This is a genomic window from Microbispora sp. H11081, from assembly GCF_012999535.1.
Classification (GTDB): domain Bacteria; phylum Actinomycetota; class Actinomycetes; order Streptosporangiales; family Streptosporangiaceae; genus Microbispora.
Window position 1 is genome coordinate 171690 of record NZ_JABBWV010000006.1, and the last position, 18947, is coordinate 190636.

17 protein-coding genes are annotated in these 18947 nt (G+C 71.2%); 10 read left to right on the top strand and 7 right to left on the bottom strand.

Annotated features, from left to right (window positions below; all coding sequences use genetic code 11):
• Positions 1–103 precede the first annotated feature (103 nt).
• Both HHX31_RS17845 and HHX31_RS17850 read left to right on the top strand, forming a co-directional pair.
• Positions 104–1591 (top strand): 3' terminal RNA ribose 2'-O-methyltransferase Hen1, encoded by a 1488-nt coding sequence (locus tag HHX31_RS17845; RefSeq protein ID WP_169949419.1) that lies wholly within the window; start codon positions 104–106, stop codon positions 1589–1591.
• Positions 1588–4086 (top strand): polynucleotide kinase-phosphatase, encoded by a 2499-nt coding sequence (locus tag HHX31_RS17850; protein WP_169949420.1) that lies wholly within the window; start codon positions 1588–1590, stop codon positions 4084–4086. The genes HHX31_RS17845 and HHX31_RS17850 overlap by 4 nt, the downstream gene beginning before the upstream one ends.
• A gap of 121 nt (positions 4087–4207) precedes the next feature.
• Here the strand turns inward: HHX31_RS17850 and HHX31_RS17855 are convergent, their stop codons facing one another.
• Positions 4208–5788 (bottom strand): MDR family MFS transporter, encoded by a 1581-nt coding sequence (locus HHX31_RS17855; protein WP_311931946.1) that lies wholly within the window; start codon positions 5786–5788, stop codon positions 4208–4210.
• A 106-nt stretch (positions 5789–5894) separates the two neighbouring features.
• Here HHX31_RS17855 and HHX31_RS17860 point away from each other — a divergent pair, with 106 nt between their 5' ends.
• Both HHX31_RS17860 and mug read left to right on the top strand, forming a co-directional pair.
• Positions 5895–6491, top strand: a complete 597-nt coding sequence (locus tag HHX31_RS17860) for a TetR/AcrR family transcriptional regulator (RefSeq protein ID WP_169949421.1) — start codon at positions 5895–5897, stop codon at positions 6489–6491.
• 22 nt (positions 6492–6513) lie between these two features.
• The gene (gene mug / locus HHX31_RS17865) at positions 6514–7053 is read left to right on the top strand and encodes a G/U mismatch-specific DNA glycosylase (protein WP_169949422.1); all 540 of its coding nucleotides are present in this window, start codon (positions 6514–6516) and stop codon (positions 7051–7053) included.
• Positions 7054–7062: 9 nt separating this feature from the next.
• Here mug and HHX31_RS17870 read toward each other — a convergent pair whose 3' ends face one another.
• The 4 genes from HHX31_RS17870 to HHX31_RS17880 form a co-directional block, all read right to left on the bottom strand.
• Positions 7063–7692, bottom strand: a complete 630-nt coding sequence (locus HHX31_RS17870) for a DUF6879 family protein (RefSeq protein WP_169949423.1) — start codon at positions 7690–7692, stop codon at positions 7063–7065.
• Positions 7693–7801: 109 nt separating this feature from the next.
• Entirely contained in the window at positions 7802–7927 is a 126-nt protein-coding gene (locus HHX31_RS35160; RefSeq protein ID WP_283244530.1) for a hypothetical protein, read from the bottom strand.
• Positions 7928–8068: 141 nt separating this feature from the next.
• Positions 8069–8836, bottom strand: a complete 768-nt coding sequence (locus HHX31_RS17875; RefSeq protein WP_169949424.1) for a DUF1707 domain-containing protein — start codon at positions 8834–8836, stop codon at positions 8069–8071.
• Positions 8837–8838: 2 nt separating this feature from the next.
• Positions 8839–9456, bottom strand: coding sequence for a PadR family transcriptional regulator (locus HHX31_RS17880; protein ID WP_211589867.1), 618 nt, complete (start codon positions 9454–9456; stop codon positions 8839–8841).
• 453 nt (positions 9457–9909) lie between these two features.
• On the opposite strand from HHX31_RS17880, the gene HHX31_RS17885 reads away from it, so the two are divergent.
• Both HHX31_RS17885 and HHX31_RS17890 read left to right on the top strand, forming a co-directional pair.
• A complete protein-coding gene (locus HHX31_RS17885) occupies positions 9910–10632 on the top strand; it encodes a metal-dependent hydrolase (RefSeq protein WP_169949425.1) in 723 nt (240 codons plus the stop codon).
• Between the two features lie 216 nt (positions 10633–10848).
• A complete protein-coding gene (locus tag HHX31_RS17890) occupies positions 10849–13623 on the top strand; it encodes an aconitate hydratase (protein WP_169949426.1) in 2775 nt (924 codons plus the stop codon).
• A 54-nt stretch (positions 13624–13677) separates the two neighbouring features.
• On the opposite strand, the gene HHX31_RS17895 is transcribed toward HHX31_RS17890, so the two are convergent.
• Positions 13678–14016, bottom strand: a complete 339-nt coding sequence (locus HHX31_RS17895; RefSeq protein ID WP_311931951.1) for a type II toxin-antitoxin system PemK/MazF family toxin — start codon at positions 14014–14016, stop codon at positions 13678–13680.
• The gene (locus tag HHX31_RS17900; RefSeq protein WP_169949427.1) at positions 13994–14308 is read right to left on the bottom strand and encodes a hypothetical protein; all 315 of its coding nucleotides are present in this window, start codon (positions 14306–14308) and stop codon (positions 13994–13996) included. Before HHX31_RS17900 ends, HHX31_RS17895 begins: the two co-directional genes overlap by 23 nt.
• 176 nt (positions 14309–14484) lie before the next feature.
• On the opposite strand from HHX31_RS17900, the gene HHX31_RS17905 reads away from it, so the two are divergent.
• The 4 genes from HHX31_RS17905 (at position 14485) to HHX31_RS17920 (ending at position 18909) form a co-directional block, all read left to right on the top strand.
• The gene (locus HHX31_RS17905) at positions 14485–15210 is read left to right on the top strand and encodes a sulfite exporter TauE/SafE family protein (protein WP_169949428.1); all 726 of its coding nucleotides are present in this window, start codon (positions 14485–14487) and stop codon (positions 15208–15210) included.
• Positions 15211–15575: 365 nt separating this feature from the next.
• Entirely contained in the window at positions 15576–16697 is a 1122-nt protein-coding gene (locus tag HHX31_RS17910) for a sugar ABC transporter substrate-binding protein (protein WP_169949429.1), read from the top strand.
• Between the two features lie 191 nt (positions 16698–16888).
• Positions 16889–17665, top strand: a complete 777-nt coding sequence (locus HHX31_RS17915; protein ID WP_169949430.1) for an ATP-binding cassette domain-containing protein — start codon at positions 16889–16891, stop codon at positions 17663–17665.
• Positions 17662–18909, top strand: coding sequence for a sugar ABC transporter permease (locus HHX31_RS17920; RefSeq protein WP_169949431.1), 1248 nt, complete (start codon positions 17662–17664; stop codon positions 18907–18909). Before HHX31_RS17915 ends, HHX31_RS17920 begins: the two co-directional genes overlap by 4 nt.
• Positions 18910–18947: the final 38 nt, after the last annotated feature.

An 18947-nucleotide genomic window follows, 5' to 3' on the forward strand; every position in this document is an offset into this window, starting at 1 on the left:
TGGCCCGCCGCCCGGCCCGCACCGCTTGATCCCCGGTTCGGGCGGCGGGAGCGGACGGAATTCCAGTCGCTGACCAAAAGGGGCATCCGGCACACTTGGCCGGGTGCTCCTCACGATCTCGACGACGCTGCGGCCCGCCACGGACCTCGGCTTCCTCCTGCACAAGCACCCCGACCGGGTGCAGGAGTTCGAGCGGCCGTTCGGCACCGCCAGGGTGTTCTACCCCGAGGCGGGTGAGGACCGGTGCACCGCCGCGCTGCTGCTGGAGGTCGACCCGGTGCGGCTGGCCCGCTCCCGGGGCTCGTCCTCACCCGACTTCTCCCTCGGCCAGTACGTCAACGACCGGCCGTACGCCGCGTCCTCGCTGCTGGCCTCGGCGCTCGCGGACGTGTTCCGCACGGCACGAGCCGGCCGGTGCGCCGCGCGGCAGGACCTCGCGGACGGGCCGATCCCCCTGGAGATCGGCCTGCCCGCGCTGCCCTGCCGGGGAGGGGCCGACTTGGCGCACCGGCTGTTCGGGCCGCTGGGCTGGGAGGTCGACGCCGCGCCCGTGCCGCTCGACCCCGGCTTCCCCGAATGGGGCGAGTCCCGGTACGTACGGCTCGCGCTGCGCGGGACCGTACGCCTGGCCGACGCGCTCAACCACCTGTACGTCCTGCTCCCCGTGCTGGACGACGCCAAGCACTACTGGCTGGCGGGCGACGAGGTCGACAAGCTCATCCGCGCGGGGGAGGGGTGGCTGGCCGGCCATCCGGACAAGGGACTGATCACCCGCCGATACCTCGGCCGGCGATGGGCGCTCACCCGCACCGCCTTCGCCCGGCTCGCCGAACTCGGCGACGACGTGGAGGAGAGCCTCGACCCGCCGGTCGAGGAGGAGCCCGCGACCGAGCCGGGCACCGAGCCCTCCACCGAGCCCGCCGCCGAGCCGTCCGCTGAGCCGTCCGCCGAGCCCGGCGACCGGGCGGGTGAGGCGCGGGTGCCGCTGAACACGCTGCGCCGGGATGCCGTCGTGGCGGCGCTGGAGGGGATCGGCGCCCGCACCGTGCTCGACCTCGGCTGCGGCTCGGGGCAACTGCTCTCCGCGCTGCTGGACAGACCCGCCTTCGCCAAGGTGGCCGGCATGGACGTGTCGGCCCGTGCGCTGGCGCTGGCCGGGCGCCGCCTGCGCGCCGACCGGATGCCGGACGCCAAGCGGGCCAGGCTGGAGCTGTTCCAGGGCTCGCTGACGTACACCGACACGCGCCTGTCGGGTTACGACGCGGCGGTGCTGATGGAGGTCGTGGAGCACGTGGACCCGCCGAGGCTGTCCGCGCTGGAACGCGTGGTCTTCGGTGCGGCGAGGCCCGCGCACGTGATCGTCACCACGCCCAACGTGGAGCACAACGTCAGGTACGACCTGCTCGCCGGGGCGCGCCGCCACCCCGACCACCGGTTCGAGTGGAGCCGGGCGGAGTTCGCCCGGTGGGTGGCGGGCGTGTGCGAGACGTACGGCTACGCGGCCGATCTGCGGCCGGTCGGCGAGGACGACCCCGAGGTGGGCCCGCCCACCCAGATGGCGGTCTTCGGCAGGAGGGAGGAGCGGCCGTGACCGAGATCAGCGTGCCCGAGCTGTCGCTGGTGGTGCTCGTCGGCGTTTCGGGGAGCGGCAAGTCGACGTTCGCGGCCCGGCACTTCGCGCCGACGCAGGTCGTCTCGTCCGACTTCTGCAGGGGCCTGGTCGCCGACGACGAGAACGACCAGACGGCCACGCCCGAGGCGTTCGACCTGCTCCATCACATCGTGGGCGTCCGCCTCCGCCGGGGCCTGCTGACGGTGGTGGACGCCACCAACGTGCAGTGGGAGGCCCGCAGGAAGCTCATCGAGCTGGCCAGGTCGCACGACGTGCTCGCCGACGCGATCGTGCTCGATGTGCCGGAGGAGGTGGCGCGCGCCCGCAACGCGGCCCGCCCCGACCGGGCCTTCGGCCCTCACGTGATCACCCGGCAGCGCAAGGAGCTGCGCAGGTCACTCGGCAAGATCGCCAAGGACGGTTTCCGCCGGGTCCACGTCCTGCGCGGCGACGAGATGGACGACGTGAGCCTCACGTACGAGAAGGCGTGGTCGGACAGGACCGACCTCACCGGGCCGTTCGACGTCATCGGCGACGTGCACGGCTGCCGGGCCGAGCTGGAGTCCCTGCTGGTGAAGCTCGGCTGGGAGGTCGGGCCGGACGGCGCGGCGCACCCGGAGGGGCGTACGGCGGTCTTCGTCGGCGACCTGGTCGACCGCGGTCCGGACACGCCGGGGGTGCTGCGGCTCGTTATGGGCATGGTCGCGGCAGGGACCGCGCTGTGCGTCGCGGGCAACCACGAGCAGAAGCTGGTCCGGGCGCTCGACGGACGCAAGGTGCGGGTCGCGCACGGCCTGGAGCGGTCGCTTGAGCAGCTCGCGGCCGAGCCCGCGGAGTTCCGCGAGGCCGCCAGGACGTTCATGGACGGGCTCCTCAGCCACTACCGCCTCGACGGCGGCGGGCTGGTGGTCGCGCACGCCGGGCTGAAGGAGGCCTACCACGGGCGTGCCTCCAAGCGCGTGCGGGCGTTCGCCCTGTACGGCGACACGACGGGGGAGACCGACGAGTACGGCCTGCCGGTGCGCTATCCCTGGGCGGACGACTACCGGGGGCGGGCCATGGTCGTCTACGGCCACACCCCGGTGCCCGAGCCGGAATGGGTCAACAACACCATCTGCCTCGACACCGGCGCGGTCTTCGGCGGGCGGCTGACCGCCCTGCGCTACCCCGAGCGCGAGATCGTCTCGGTCCCGGCCGAGCGGGTCTGGTACGAGCCGGCGCGTCCGCTCGCCCCGGCCGCCCCCGCCCGCGATCCCGGCGTGCTGGACATCGGCGACGTGGACGGCACCCGCTTCGTGGAGACGCGGTCCGGCGGCCGGATCAGGATCGCGGAGGAGAACTCCCGCGCCGCGCTGGAGATCATGAGCCGGTTCGCCGTGGACCCCCGCTGGCTGGTCTACCTTCCGCCGACCATGGCCCCGCCGGAGACCTCCGCGCGAGACGGCTACCTGGAGCACCCGGACGAGGCGTTCGACGAGTTCGCCAGGGCGGGGGTGACCCGGGTCGTGTGCGAGGAGAAGCACATGGGCTCGCGGGCGATCGCCGTGCTGGCCAGGACGCCGGAGGCCGCGGCGCGCCGCTTCGGCGTGCGCGACGGCACGACGGGCAGCGTCTACACCCGCACCGGGCGGCCCTTCTTCGGTGAGCGCCTGCCGGAGTTGGTTGACCGGCTGCGCGAGGCCGCCGCGCCGCTGTGGGAGGCGCTGGAGACCGACTGGCTGGTGCTCGACTGCGAACTGCTGCCGTGGTCGGCCAAGGCCGAAGGGCTGATCCGCGACCAGTACGCGTCGGTGGGGGCGGCCGCCCGGGCCGCGCTGCCCGAGGCGGTCGCCGCGCTTGAGGTGGCGGCGGGACGTGGCCTGGACGTAGGCCCTCTGCTTGACCGCACCCGCCGCCGTGCCCACAACGCTGCCCTTTTCCGCGACGCCTATGCCCGTTACTGCTGGCCGGTATCCGGCCTCGACGGCGTACGGCTAGCGCCGTTCCAGATCCTCGCGTGCGAGGGCAGGGCGACGGCGGTGGAGGAGCCGCACGAGTGGCACCTGAACACACTCGGGCTGATGGACTCGCCGCTCGTCGCGCCGACCAGGCACGTTTTCGTCTCGCTCGGCTCGCCGGCGGAGCGGGAGGCCGCGGTCGCGTGGTGGACGGAGCTGACCGGAGCGGGAGGCGAGGGCATGGTGGTGAAACCGGCCGCTCACCCGTCCGGCCGGGTGGAGGGGCGGGTGCAGCCGGGCGTGAAGGTGCGGGGCCGCGAGTACCTGCGGATCATCTACGGCCCCGACTACACCGAGTCGCTCGACGTGCTGCGGCGCAGGTCCACCGGCAGGAAGCGGTCGCTCGCGCTGCGGGAGCACGCGCTCGGCCTGGAGGCGCTGGCCCGCCTGGCGGAGGGCGAGCCGCTGTGGCGGATCCACGAGGCGGTGTTCGCCGTCCTCGCGCTGGAGTCCGAGCCGGTCGACCCGCGGCTGTGACCGTACGGCCGCGGCTGTGGCCTGACGGCCCGTGTCACCGGCCTGACGGCCCCGGCACGGCCGCCCGCCTGTGTGGCGGGAGCCGTGCGGCGGGGGCCGTGGCCGTGCCCGGACGGGCGGATCAGCGGGTCTCGGCCGCCGCGGGCGCGTCCGGTCCGGCGGCCGGCTCGGCCAGGTCGAGGCTGTCGCGCAGTCGCACCTGCGGGAGGAACAGCACGGCGAGGATGCCGACGACCGCGATGCAGGCCGAGATGAGGAAGATGTGGCCGGTGGCGTCGCCGTAGGCGGCGCGCACGATGGTGCGGATCGGCTCCGGCAGCGCCCCCATGTTGAGGCTGGCCCCGCCGCTCTGGGACGCGGGCGCGGGGATGCCGGCCTTGGCCAGGCCCGTGGTGATGTTCGCGGTGACCTGGTTGGCCAGCACCGCGCCCAGGACCGAGACGCCGATCGTGCCGCCCAGCGAGCGGAAGAAGGTGACCGCGCCGCTGGCGGCGCCCAGTTCGCGCAGCGGGACGGTGTTCTGCACGGCCAGCACGAGGTTCTGCATGGACATGCCGACGCCGGCGCCGACCACGAGCATGCCGCCGCCGACGAGGACCAGCGACGTGTCGTGGTCCATGGTGGACAGGACGAGGAAGCCGATCGTGAGCACGATGGAGCCGACGAGGATGTACGGCTTGACCCGGCCGCTGCGGGACACCATCCGCCCCGAGACCGTGGACGAGACCAGGACGCCGAGCATCATCGGGATCGTCAGCAGGCCCGCCTCGGTGGGGCTGTAGCCGCGGCCGATCTGGAAGTACTGGCCGAGGAAGACCGCGCCGCCGAACATGGCCATGCCCACGGCGAGGCTGGCGAGGATCGCGAGGGCCGGCGTGCGCCGCCGGATGACGTGCAGCGGGACGACCGGCTCGCGGACCACGGACTCCACCCAGACGGCGATGCCGAGGAGCACCACCGAGGCGCCGACCATGGCGAAGGTCTGCCAGGAGATCCAGTCGAAGGAGTTGTGGACGAAGGTCACCCAGATGAGCAGGATGCTCACGCCCGCGGCGATGAGGATCGCGCCGGGGTAGTCCACCGAGGTGCCGGGACGGCGGACCGAGGCGACGTCGAGCGTGCGGTGCAGGATGAGCAGCGCGAGCGCGGTGAACGGGATCGGCAGGAAGAAGCACCACCGCCAGCCCAGCCAGGACGTGTCGGTGATGAGGCCGCCCAGCAGCGGGCCGCCGACCGTGGCCACGGCCATGACCGCGCCGAGGTAGCCGTTGTACCTGCCCCGGTCCTTCGGGCTGATCATGGCGGCGATGACCACCTGCACCAGGATCTGCAGCGCGCCCATGCCCAGGCCCTGCACCGCGCGGAAGGCGATCAGCATGGGCGTGTTCTGCGCGAAGCCGCAGGCGAGCGAGGCGACGAGGAAGATGCCGATGGCGACCTCGAGCAGCAGTTTCTTGTCGAACAGGTCGGCCAGCTTGCCCCAGATCGGGGTCGAGGCGGTGGTGGTGAGCAGGGCCGCGGTGACCACCCAGGTGTACTGGGACTGTGTGCCGTCCAGCGCGCCGATGATCTGCGGCAGCGCGACCGACACGATCGTGCTGCTGATCATCGCGAGGAACAGGACGAGGAGCAGGCCGCTCAGCGCTTCGAGTATCTGCCGGTGGCTCTTGGCCCCCGTGTCCGGCAGCGTGGATGCGGTCACGCGCAGCCTCCAATGCGAGTTCTAGAGGGAATAAGCCCACAATACATGCCCACTAGGCAACTTTGCGCAGTGGGCAATGTTTCCGCGCGGCTAAGCTGAACGCACCATGGAACCGACCACGGGACTGCGCGAACGCAAGAAGGCCGAGACGCGGCAGGCCATCCACAAGGCCACCCTGCGGCTCGCCGTGGAGCGTGGGCTCGACCACGTCACCGTCGACGACATCGTCGAGGCCGCCAACATCTCGCGCCGGACCTTCTCCAACTACTTCGGCAGCAAGGAAGACGCCCTCCTGTACGGCGAGGAGGAGCGCGTCCGGTTCCTGGTCCGCGCGGTCCGCGAACGGCCGGCGGGCGAGTCCGGCTGGCAGGCGCTGCGCGGGGCCGTACGCGACATGCTGGAGGCCATGGGCGAGATCGACCGCGAGTGGGCGGTGCGCACCGCGCTCACCAAGCGCCACCCGTCCCTGCTCGCCCGGCAGCTCGCCAACCACGCCGCGCTGGAGCGCGACCTGGTCCAGGCGATCGGCGAACGCGACCGGGCGGAGGATCCCGCCGCCGACCTCAGGTCGCGGGTCATGGCCGCCGCCTTCCTGGTCGCGCTGCGCATCGCCACCCACGCCTGGACCGAGGAGCAGGAGTTCCGGCCGCTCCCGCAGATCATCGACCAGGCCCTCGAACAGATGGCGCGGCCCTTCCACTGACCCCGGCGTCTAGCATCACGGCATGGCTCCGACCAAGGCCGACCTGGACGCGGCCAAGAACACGACGATCGAGGACGTGCTCGGCCCCGCCCTCGACGTGCTCTTCTGCGGGATCAACCCCAGCCTCTACTCGGCCGCCACCGGACACCACTTCGCACGGCCGGGCAACCGGTTCTGGCCCGCGCTGCACCTGTCCGGGCTCGTGCCGCGCAGGCTCGCGCCGTCCGAGCAGCACCTGCTCCCGTCGTACGGCCTCGGCATCACCAACGTCGTGGCCCGGGCGACGGCCCGGGCCGACGAGCTGGCCCCGGAGGAGTTGCGCGAGGGCGGCGCCCGGCTCGCGCGGCTGGTGGCGGAGGTCCGCCCCCGCGTGCTCGCGGTCGCGGGGGTGTCGGCCTACCGCGTGGCCTTCGCCCGCCCCGCCGCCGGGATCGGCCCGCAGGAGGACACGATCGGCGAGACGGCGCTGTGGGTCCTGCCCAACCCCAGCGGGCTCAACGCCCACTGGACGCTGGAGGCGATCGCCGCCGAGATGGCCCGCCTCCGCGCGGCGCACCTGTGACCGCGGCCGTCACGGGCGGCGGTGACGGGACAGGGCGCGCCCGGCGTCCGGCGGCGGCAGGTGCGCCACCTCGCGGTCGTGGAAGGCGACCATGTCCTCGGCGAGGGCGTACAGCTCGGCGATGCCCCGGGCGCAGCCCTCGACGACCCGGGGGTCGGTGATCCGCCGCCCGCCCACGTGGGCGCCGATCTCGTCGTAGAGGATCTCGTACATCAGGCCGGGGTTCACGACCAGCAACTCGGGCAGCGGCGCGCGGATCTCGAGCGGCCGGACGGCCCGGGCCTGCAGCGCCCGCACCCGTTCGCCCGCCCGGGTGCGCGCCGCGAGCAGGACGATCTCCCACTGCAGGTACGGCGTCGGCGGCATCTCGACGATCCGCAGCCGGCGCAGCTCCGCCCGGGGCGGCAGGTCCTCGGAGAAGCGCATCTCGTCCATCAGCGCGAGCGACCGGTCCCAGTCTCCGCTCATCATCGCGGCCCAGCTCGGGATGTCGGGCTCGTGGAAGTGCTGGGCGCGTTCCAGCTTCCACACGACGCCCTCGGTCTCGCGCAGGTGACGGTAGAGCTCGGTCCGGTACTCCGCGGCGGGAAGCACCTCTCCCGCTGCCTGACTGACGTGCTCGAACGCTTCTCCGGGCATGGAGCCTCCCTCGGCCGCGGCCGAATCGCTGGTCGGAGCGCGTCATGTCCCGGCCCGGATCCTGGACACATGGCGCGCGGTGGGTCTTTCCGCCTACGTCTGGTGGGTGTCAGTTCCCCGTCGAGTTGCTGCACACGGCCGTCTCCGTCGCGTCCAGCAGCCTGATCTTCATCGTTCTCGTCCCCGCCGTCTCGGTCTCCTGCTCCACGTCGGGTTCTGGCTCGATCGGCTTCAACTCACCCTCCGTTCGTCGGCGTGGCCGCAAACACTCCCCCGAGGGCGCCATGACGATCGTTGGCCGCTCCCGACCCCGGGTCAAGGCCCAATTCCGGCGAAGGGGGCGTGGAGCCCTAGGACGGCGCCACGCCCCCGCCGCTCACCGGTATCCCATGCCGTGCCTGTGGCGACGGCGCCGGATCAGGCCGACCACGGTCATCACCAGCCAGGCGACCAGCAGCAGCCTGCCGACCACGAACAGCGGCCAGACCCCCGTGACCATTCCGGCCACCATGAGCACCCCGCCGGCGAGCGCGAGCGGCGCGGGGCCGCCCCCCGGCCGGGGCCCCCAGACCGGGCCGTGGTGGCGGCGGTGCAACCGGGCCTGCGCGGGTCCTCCGTACGGGCCCTGCCCGCCGGCCGGCGCGACCCCCTGCCAGGGCGGGCCGTGCCGCCATGACCCCATGCCCGGCAGCCCCATGCCCGGCAGGCCCATGCCCGGCGGCGCTGTGCCCGGCATTCCCGGGCCGGGGAAACCCGGACGCCACGGGCCCCCGGCCGGGCGTCCGCCGTCGTGGGCGCCCGCGGGGCGCGGGTCGTCCGGCCAGGCTCCGGGCAGGTCGGCCGTCACCCGCCGCAGGTCCTCCGCGGTGCGGGCCGAGAGCGTCGCGTCGAGGCGCTCGTCGAGCTCCTCCCTGGTGATGCGGCCCTGCGCGAACGCGTCGTGGAGGAGCCGGGTCACCTCGTCGCGTTCCCTGTCGCCGATGCGGAGACCGCCGTTCGGCGGCCCGCCGTACGCGGGACCGCCCTGCGGGGCGTGGCCGGAGGACGCGCCGCCCGGTGCGCCCCCGCCCGGTGCGCCGCCGCCGTGGGAGCCATGTGCGCCGCCGCCGTGGGGGCCCGGTGCGGGCCGGTCGGGGGAGACCATCGTCACTCCTCCGCGGGGTCGCCGTCGGCGAGGATCCGGTAGAGCCGCCGCCTGGTCTCGGTCAGGACCTGCTTGGCCTGCCCGACCTGCCCCTCTGAGCCCGAGTGGGCGATCTGGAACAGCGCGGAGGCCGCCTGCCTCGACAGGTCGAACAGTTCGTGGACGTCGTCGCCGATGTCCGGCGTCATCTCCTCCCACGGCGCCCGGACCTCGTCGCCGTGCTCCGCCACGTAGGCGCGCCCGGCCTCGGTGAGCTGGAACGTCTTGCGCCCCTCGGTCTCCTCCGCTCGCACCAGGCCCTCGTCGGTGAGCTGCTGCAGCGCCGGGTAGACCGCGCCGGGGCTGGGCTTCCACCCGCCCTGGCTGCGCTCGGCGATCTCCTGGATGATCTGGTAGCCGTTGCGCGGCTCCTCGGCGAGCAGGGCGAGGATCGCGGCCCGGACGTCGCCGCGCTTGGCCTTCCTCGGCCGGCCGAACCCCCGGGGGCCGAACGGGAAGTTGCCGCCCGCGAGCGGCCCGAAGGGGCCGCCTGGCCCAAAACCGCCCCATGGGCCGCGCCCCCGCATGCCGCCCCTGTGCCGGTGCTCGTGAGGGCCTCCGCCCTGCTCCTGATGCCACATGGCCGCCCCCCGGACGAAACTCGCGCGCACGGCGCGCCGCATCTGCCGTCTGAACTCTCGCCTGAACTCTTGTCTGAACCGCGGGTGGGCCCAGGGCGGGCCCATCGCCTGTGCCGAACTCATCGCAGTGCCCCCTTCTGGCTTGCGATCTGTTCTCGATGCTTCAACGATATATCGCGATAGTTCCGGCGGCAACGCCCTGGGAAGAGTGACCTAGTTCACCGAAAAGTTCTCCCCGAGTGGGGAACAGCGTCCGAGACCGTAGCGTTATCTCAACCGAAGACGGGATCGTTCTGCTCTGAGAGGGCTGGGGGGTGCTCTTGGAGCGGGACGATCCCGTCTTTGTCATACCGGGGGTCGCCGGGGCGGAGTGCGACACGAGGCCGTGGCCTGCTGGGCGCTTCGCGGACTTTGTCGGTGCTTTGCCGTACAGTCTTCAAGCGTGATCTTGTCATGATGGGGCACTCGCACGCCCTCAGCGGGGCGGCGGTGTGGCTGGCGGTCGCGCCGGCCCTGATGGCGCTGCCCGACGCTGTGGGGCACCCGGAGTTGGCGACGCTGACGGGGCCGATCCTGACCCCGCCCGAGCTCGTCGCGGGCGCCGTCGTCTGCGCCGGTGCGGCCATGCTGCCCGATCTCGACCATCCCAGCGCCACCATCGCCCAGACGTTCGGGCCGGTGACCTGGCTGCTCAGCAAGGGTGTGAACTTCGTCAGCGGCGGGCACCGGCAGGCCACCCACTCGCTGCTGTTCAGCGCCCTGGCCGGGGTGGGCGCGCACCTGCTCGGGGAGCACTACGCCATCGGCCGCGACATCCTGGTCGTGCTGATGATCGGCCTGGCGATCCGCGCCGTGGGCATCGGCGTGCCCGGCAGGACGCTCACCTCCGCCATCGTGAACATCGGGCTCACGGCCGCGCTGTTCTTCACGTTCATGACGCTCGGGGTCACCTACGCCTGGCTCGGCCTGGCCATCGGGGTCGGCTGCCTGGTGCATGTCATCGGCGACTGCCTGACAGAGCGCGGCTGCCCCGTCTTATGGCCGATCAAGGGGCGCTGGCTGCTGCCGTGGGACATCGGCATCAAGACCGGCAAGGCGTTCGAGAAGCAGTTCCTCGGCCCGGCCCTGTCGATCGCGGTGATCGCGCTGTTCTGCCTGCGGCTGATGCCCGCCTGAGCGAACGGCTCCGCGAACCCCGGCGGTCCACCGGCCGCTTTGGCTCTCTACCCACTAGTAACTTGATGTCGAGATATCTCGCGGGATATCTTGACATCGAGACATCCGTCGAGCCGCACAGGTAAGGGCAACCTGATTGTCAGGAGTGTCCCGTGTGTGCGGGAGGATGCAGACGAAACTTGTGACAAGCCCGGAAACCTTGGGGAGGCGAACTTCGTGTCCGCGAACAGCTTCGGCAGCCGTGACACGCTGCGCGTCGGCGACGCGTCATACGAGATCTACCGGCTGGACGCTGTCGAGGGGTCGGCGCGCCTCCCGTACAGCCTGAAGATCCTGCTGGAGAACCTGCTCCGCACGGAGGACGGCGCGAACATCACCGCCGACCACATCCGCGCCATCGCCGGCTGGGACCCCAACGCCCAGCCGAGCGTGGAGATCCAGTTCACGCCCGCCCGCGTGATCATGCAGGACTTCACCGGCGTGCCCTGCGTCGTCGACCTCGCCACGATGCGCGAGGCCGTACGCGACCTGGGCGGCGACCCGGCGAAGATCAACCCGCTCGCGCCGGCCGAGATGGTCATCGACCACTCGGTCATCGTGGACTTCTTCGGCCACCCCGACTCCTTCCAGCGGAACGTCGAGCGCGAGTACGAGCGCAACCGCGAGCGCTACCAGTTCCTGCGGTGGGGCCAGACGGCGTTCGACGAGTTCAAGGTCGTCCCGCCCGGCACCGGCATCGTCCACCAGGTGAACATCGAGCACCTGGCCCGCGTCGTCATGACCCGCGACGGCAAGGCGTACCCGGACACCTGCGTGGGCACCGACTCCCACACCACCATGGAGAACGGCATCGGCGTCCTCGGATGGGGCGTCGGCGGCATCGAGGCCGAGGCCGCGATGCTCGGCCAGCCGATCTCGATGCTGATCCCGCGGGTGGTCGGCTTCAAGCTGACCGGCAAGCTGCCGGCCGGCGCGACCGCGACCGACCTCGTGCTCACGATCACCGAGATGCTGCGCAAGCACGGCGTGGTCGGCAAGTTCGTGGAGTTCTACGGCGAGGGCGTCACCAGCGTGCCGCTGGCCAACCGCGCCACGATCGGCAACATGAGCCCCGAGTTCGGCTCCACGTGCGCGATCTTCCCGATCGACGGCCAGACCGTCGACTACCTCAAGCTCACCGGCCGCTCGCCCGAGCAGGTCGCGCTGGTCGAGGCGTACGCCAAGGAGCAGGGCCTGTGGCTCGACCCCTCGGCGCCCGAGCCCGTCTTCAGCGAGTACATCGAGCTCGACCTGTCGACCGTCGTCCCGTCGATCGCCGGGCCCAAGCGCCCGCAGGACCGCATCCCGCTGGCCGACGCCAAGTCGGCCTGGCGCGCGGCGGTCCGCACGTACGTCACCGACGACAGCGTGGAAGGGCCCACCGACGAGGCGTCGGCCGAGTCGTTCCCCGCCTCGGACTCCCCGGCGATCTCGCACGGCGGCGCGGGCGACGTCCCGCACGCCGTCCGCCGCAACGGAGAGCGGCCGCACAGGCCCACGCCGGTCACGCTGTCGGACGGCACGTCCTTCGAGATCGACCACGGCGTCGTCACGATCGCCGCGATCACGTCCTGCACGAACACGTCCAACCCGTACGTCATGCTCGGCGCGGCCCTGCTGGCGAAGAACGCGGTGGACAAGGGCCTGTCGCGCAAGCCGTGGGTGAAGACCTCGCTCGCCCCCGGCAGCCAGGTGGTCACCGGCTACTTCGAGCGCTCCGGCCTCCAGCCGTACCTCGACAAGCTGGGCTTCAACCTCGTCGGCTACGGCTGCACCACCTGCATCGGCAACTCCGGCCCGCTCGAGCCGGAGATCTCCGCGGCGATCCAGGAAGCCGACCTCGCGGTCACCGCCGTGCTGTCGGGCAACCGCAACTTTGAGGGCCGGATCAACCCCGACGTCAAGATGAACTACCTGGCCTCGCCGCCGCTCGTGGTGGCCTACGCGCTGGCCGGGACCATGGACGTCGACCTGAACAACGAGCCGCTCGGCGTCGGCGCCGACGGGCAGCCGGTCTTCCTCAAGGACATCTGGCCGTCGCCCGAGGAGGTCGCGGCGGTGGTGTCGGAGTCCATCAGCCAGGACATGTTCAAGCGTGACTACGCGGACGTGTTCAAGGGCGACGAGCACTGGCAGTCGCTGCCGATCCCGACCGGCGACACCTTCGAGTGGGACCCGGAGTCGACGTACGTCCGCAAGGCGCCGTACTTCGACGGCATGCCCGCCAAGCCCGAGCCGGTGACGGACATCAGCGGCGCCCGCGTCCTGGCCAAGCTGGGCGACTCCGTGACGACCGACCACATCTCGCCCGCGGGCGCGATCAAGGCCGACACCCCGGCAGGTCGCTACCTGCGCGAGCACGGCGTCGAGGTCAGGGACTTCAACTCGTACGGCTCCCGCCGCGGCAACCACGAGGTGATGATCCGCGGCACGTTCGCCAACATCCGGCTGCGCAACATGCTGCTCGACGGCGTGGAGGGCGGCTACACCCGCGACTTCACCAGGGACGGGGAGCAGGCGTTCATCTACGACGCGTCGCAGAACTACCAGGCCGCCGGCATCCCGCTGGTCGTCCTGGCCGGCAAGGAGTACGGCTCGGGGTCGTCGCGCGACTGGGCGGCCAAGGGCACCGCGCTGCTCGGCGTGCGCGCCGTCATCGCGGAGTCGTACGAGCGCATCCACCGGTCGAACCTGATCGGCATGGGCGTGCTGCCGCTGCAGTTCCCCGAGGGTGAGACCGCGGAGTCGCTGGGCCTGACCGGCGAGGAGACCTTCGACATCACGGGCGTCGAGGAGCTCAACACCGGCTCGACCCCCGCGACGGTCACCGTACGCGCCGGGGACGTCGAGTTCCAGGCCGTCGTGCGTATCGACACGCCCGGTGAGGCGGACTACTACCGCCACGGCGGGATCATGCAGTACGTCCTGCGCTCCCTGCTCGCCAAGAGCTGAGCCGCCGCGGGCGGCCCGGGCCGGCAGTCACTCTGCCGGCCCGGGCCTGCCACGCTACGCCCTGATGAGATGGTTCAAGACGACGCGCATCTTCTCGAGCGCAGGCTCTTCCACCCAGCCGATCCTCCTGGTCAGCCGCTGCACGGAGATGGCGCGGAACTGCTCCACCATCGCCCAGCTCTGCTTCTCCAGACCCGTGCCGGGGGCGATCTCGACATGGCTGGGCCAGCCACGCTCAGTGGTGGTCAGCGGCACGGTGAACACCAGGCCCAGCCGCACGTCATTGACCGCGCGACCACTCATGACCACCAGGGGCCTCTGCCCGCCCTGCTCTCGGCCCGTCGGCCGACCGTAGTGCGCCAACCAGAGGTCACCGCGCGTTATCCGCATCATGCTCCTTCGGGGGCAGGTGTGAGGACCAGTCCTCCGGTTCGAGACCGTCAGTAGCGGCGTCGTCGAAGACGGCTGTCTCCGCCAGGTAGTCGGCCCAGCCCTCGGGGTCCTCCCGCCGAGTCCGCTCGACCGCTGCTCGCATCTCCTCCCAGAACTTCCTGTGCTCGTACTCGGCGACGGCATCGTCGATCACTGCTGTCATGGGTCTGCCTTCCTGTTTGGCGATCGCCGCGAGTTTGTCGCGAGTAAAAGTGCTGACCCGGATCGTCGTGTGGCGTTGCTCGCTGCCCATACCGCGAGGCTACGATCCTGTCTACAAAAAGCGCTATGGCGATGTCGCCATCGCCGAGTTTACGGACCGTCTGATGACTGTCGCGACACTTCTCGATTACTGACGGTGATTGTCTGAGTTTCCGGCCCCGGATAACCGGTTGCCCGGGTGGTGGGCCGCGCCGCTAGGGTCCGCGCATGGATCACGACGTGGCGTTGCTGCTCATCGGGGGAGTGGCGGTCTTCATCGGGGCGGTCGTGCAGGGCGGGGTCGGGTTCGGGCTCGGCCTGGTGGCGGCGCCGCTGATCACGCTGCTCGACCCCTCGGTGATGCCTGGGGCGGTCCAGGTCGTCAACCTCGTGATGCCGATGTTCACGCTGGCCAGGGAGTGGCGCAGGGCCGAGTGGCGGGGGGCGGGGTTCGCCCTGCTCGGCCGGTTGCCGGGCAGCGTGGCAGGCGCTCTCGTGGTCGTCTACGTGAGCACGGCGACGCTCGGCGTGCTGGTCGGCGTGATGGTGCTGGTCGCGGTGGCGCTGACGGCCCGCGCTGTCGCGGTGCCGCGCAACGGCGCGACGCTGACCGTCGCGGGCTTCGTCTCGGGGATCACCGGCACGGCCACCGGGATCGGCGGCCCGCCGATCGCCCTGGTCTACCAGAGCGCCCGCGGCCCCCAGATCCGAGCGACGCTCGCGATGTTCTTCTGCGTGAGCGCGGCCCAGTCGCTCGTCATCCTCGCCGCCCTCGACAGACTTCCGGGGCGGGCCCTGGCCGCAGGGGCGGCGCTGGTGCCCTTCGTCCTGCTCGGCTTCGCGGTGTCGGGACCGCTGCGCCGCTATCTCGACGGCGGACGGGTCCGCGCGGGCGTCCTGACGGTGGCCGCCGTCTCCGCGTGCGTCCTGCTGGGGCAGGGTCTCGCCCCTTAACGCGGTCCCCGCCGTACGCCCCGGGAGCGGGAAGCGGCGGTGTCCGGGCACGCACCGATCATGCGCCCAGCCGGGCCGGCGCGCGCCGGTGAACCGGCATCCCATGTTGATGCCGGGTTGATGCCGCGTTTCTTCATTGTTACCGCAGACAACAAACGTTACCGTCCTGTGTCTTTCACCACCTCCCCTTTGGGCTTACGTTGTCTCAAACAACATTCCTGGAGCGGTGAAAGCCGTGACCCGGCCCTGCCGTACCGGGTGGCCGAAGTGCCCTTGACCGACAGGATTCGCCCATACGGCGGGAGAGGCGCCGGCTCGGCCGCACCCCCTCATAGACCCCCAGCCAAAGAAAGGACCCACGCATCATGCGCAAGGGGATCCTCAGCATCGGCGCCGCTGCCGCGGCGCTCACCCTCGGTCTCACCGCCTGCGGGGGCGAGAGCGGTGACACCTCGGCGGAGACCAGCAGCGCCCCGTCGGCCGCCGCCGGCGACGCCAAGCCCGGCAAGGTCGGCGTCATCCTGCCGGACAGCAAGTCCTCCGCCCGGTGGGAGACCGCCGACCGCAAGTACCTCGAGGAGGCCTTCAAGACGGCCGGCGTCGAGTACGACATCCAGAACGCCCAGGGCGACAAGACCGCGTTCCAGACGATCGCCGACCAGATGATCACCAACGGCGCGACCGTCCTGATGATCGTCAACCTGGACAGCGGCACCGGCAAGGCCGTGCTGGACAAGGCGAAGTCGCAGGGCGTCGCGACGATCGACTACGACCGCCTCACGCTCGGCGGCAGCGCCTCCTACTACGTGTCCTTCGACAACACCGCGGTCGGCAAGCTGCAGGGCGAGGGCCTGGTCAAGTGCCTGACCGACAAGAAGGCCGACAAGCCGATCGTGGCCGAGCTCAACGGCTCGCCGACCGACAACAACGCCACGCTGTTCAAGCAGGGCTACGACGGCGTGCTGCAGCCGAAGTACGACTCCGGCGAGTACAAGAAGGGCCCGGACCAGTCGGTTCCGGACTGGGACAACACGCAGGCCGGCACGATCTTCGAGCAGATGCTGACCCAGGAGCCGAAGATCGCCGGTGTCCTCGCGGCCAACGACGGCCTCGGCAACGCCGCCATCTCCGTGCTGAAGAAGCAGAACCTGAACGGCAAGGTCCCGGTGACCGGCCAGGACGCCACCGTCCAGGGCCTGCAGAACATCCTCGCCGGCGACCAGTGCATGACGGTCTACAAGGCCATCAAGAAGGAGGCCGACGCCGCCGCGCAGCTCGCGGTCTCGCTGGCCAAGGGCGAGCAGCCGCAGGCCAGTGGCACGGTCAAGGACACCGAGGGCAACCGCGACGTCCCGTCCGTGCTGCTGGAGCCCCAGGCCATCTTCTTCGACAACGTCAAGGACGTCGTGGCCGACGGCTTCGTGAGCAAGGACGAGCTGTGCACCGGCGAGTTCGCCGACAAGTGCACCGAGGCCGGTATCAGCTAACCCATCAATCCACCGGGTGCGTACGGTGACGCGGACCCCCTGAGCGGGTGACGTGCTGAGCCGCGACGAGCACGGTGCGGGGCGCCCGGTCCCGGAAAGGGACCGGGCGGCCCCCACACCGCCCGGAGCGACGAGTGGCGGCCCGGAGAACGGCGCCGTACCGGCCCCATCGATCTACGGAGTAGCCCATCGTGTCCCAGGGACCGATCCTGGAACTGCGCGGCATCAACAAGAGCTTCGGCCCCGTGCAGGTCCTTCACGACGTCGCCTTCTCGGCTTACCCGGGTGAGGTGACAGCACTGGTCGGCGACAACGGCGCCGGCAAGTCGACGCTGGTCAAGTGCATCGGCGGCATCCACCCGATCGACTCGGGCGAGTACTTCTTCGAGGGCGAGCGGGTCCACGTCAGCGGGCCCAGGGACGCGGCGACGCTGGGCGTCGAGATCGTCTACCAGGACCTCGCCCTCTGCGACAACCTCGACATCGTGCAGAACATGTTCCTCGGCCGCGAGCGCCGCAGCGGGCTGGTCCTCGACGAGGACACGATGGAGGAGATGGCGGCCAAGACCCTGGCCGGGCTGTCGGTCCGCACCGTCAAGTCGCTGCGCCAGCACGTCTCCAGCCTGTCCGGCGGTCAGCGGCAGACGGTCGCGATCGCCAAGGCCGTGCTGTGGAACAGCAAGGTCGTCATCCTGGACGAGCCGACCGCCGCCCTCGGCGTCGCGCAGACCGCCCAGGTGCTTGAGCTGGTCCGCCGCCTGGCCGACAGGGGCCTCGCGGTGGTGCTCATCTCCCACAACATGAACGACGTCTTCGCCGTGTCCGACCGTATCGCGGCGCTGTACCTGGGCCGGATGGCGGCTCAGGTCAAGGCCTCCGAGGTGACCCACTCGCAGGTCGTGGAACTCATCACCTCCGGGCGGAGCGGGGAGCTCGGGCTCAGGAACGGCAACGGAGCGGCATCATGACAACCGAAACGCTCCCGAAGCAGGAGAACACCGAGTCCTCGATCGGCACGCACGTCAAGGGCTACCTCGAGCGCGTGAAGGGCGGTGAGCTGGGCGCGCTGCCCGCGGTCTTCGGCCTCGTCATCCTCTGCGTGGTCTTCTCCGTCCTGCGCCCGGCGTTCCTGTCGGCGGTCAACTTCGCCAACCTGTTCACCCAGGGCGCGGCGGTCGCCGTCATCGCCATGGGCCTGATCTTCGTGCTGCTCCTCGGCGAGATCGACCTGTCCGCCGGGTTCGCGAGCGGCGTCTGCGCGGCGGTGCTCGCCGTGCTGCTCACCCTCCAGGGCTGGCCCTGGTATCTCGCGGTCCTGGCCGCGATGGTCACCGGCGCCGTCATCGGCATGGTCCTCGGATCACTGGTGGCCAAGCTCGGCATCCCGTCCTTCGTGGTCACGCTGGCGGCGTTCCTGGCCTTCCAGGGCGTCGTGCTGCTGCTGGTGAAGGACGGCACCAACATCTCGATCCGCGACGAGACCATCCTCGCGATCGCGAACAAGAACGTCCCCCCGGTCGCCGGCTGGGTGGCGCTGGTCGTGGGCGTCGCCGCGTACGCCGCGCTGCAGTTCGTGCAGGCGCGCCGGCGCCTGTCCCGCGGCCTGGTCGCCACCCCGATCGCGGTCATCGCCGCCCGTGTCCTGACGCTCGCCGTGGTCGCCGGGGCGGCGGTGTGGGTGCTCAACCTGGAGCGCAGCCGCAATGCGGTGATCGTGTCGCTCAAGGGCGTGCCGATCGTCGTCCCGCTGATCGTGATCCTGCTGATCGTCTGGACCTTCGTGCTGCGGCGCACGGCGTACGGACGGCACATCTACGCGGTCGGCGGCAACGCCGAGGCCGCCCGCCGGGCCGGCATCAACGTGGACCGCATCCGCATCTCCGCCTTCGTCATCTGCTCCTTCATGGCCTCGATCGGCGGCATCATCGCGGCGTCGCGGGCCAACTCGGTCGACCCCAACACCGGCGGCAGCAACGTGCTGCTGTTCGCGGTCGGCGCGGCCGTCATCGGCGGCACCAGCCTCTTCGGCGGCAAGGGCCGGGCGCTCGACGCGGTGCTCGGCGGCGCGGTGGTCGCGGTCATCGAGAACGGCATGGGCCTCATGGGCTACAGCGCCGGCGTCAAGTTCGTCGTCACCGGACTGGTGCTCCTGCTCGCCGCGGGCGTGGACGCGCTGTCGAGGAAGCGTGCGGCGGCTACCGGCAGAAGATGACCAGATCGGGACCGCTAAGGTGATCCCGGCCCGTTGAG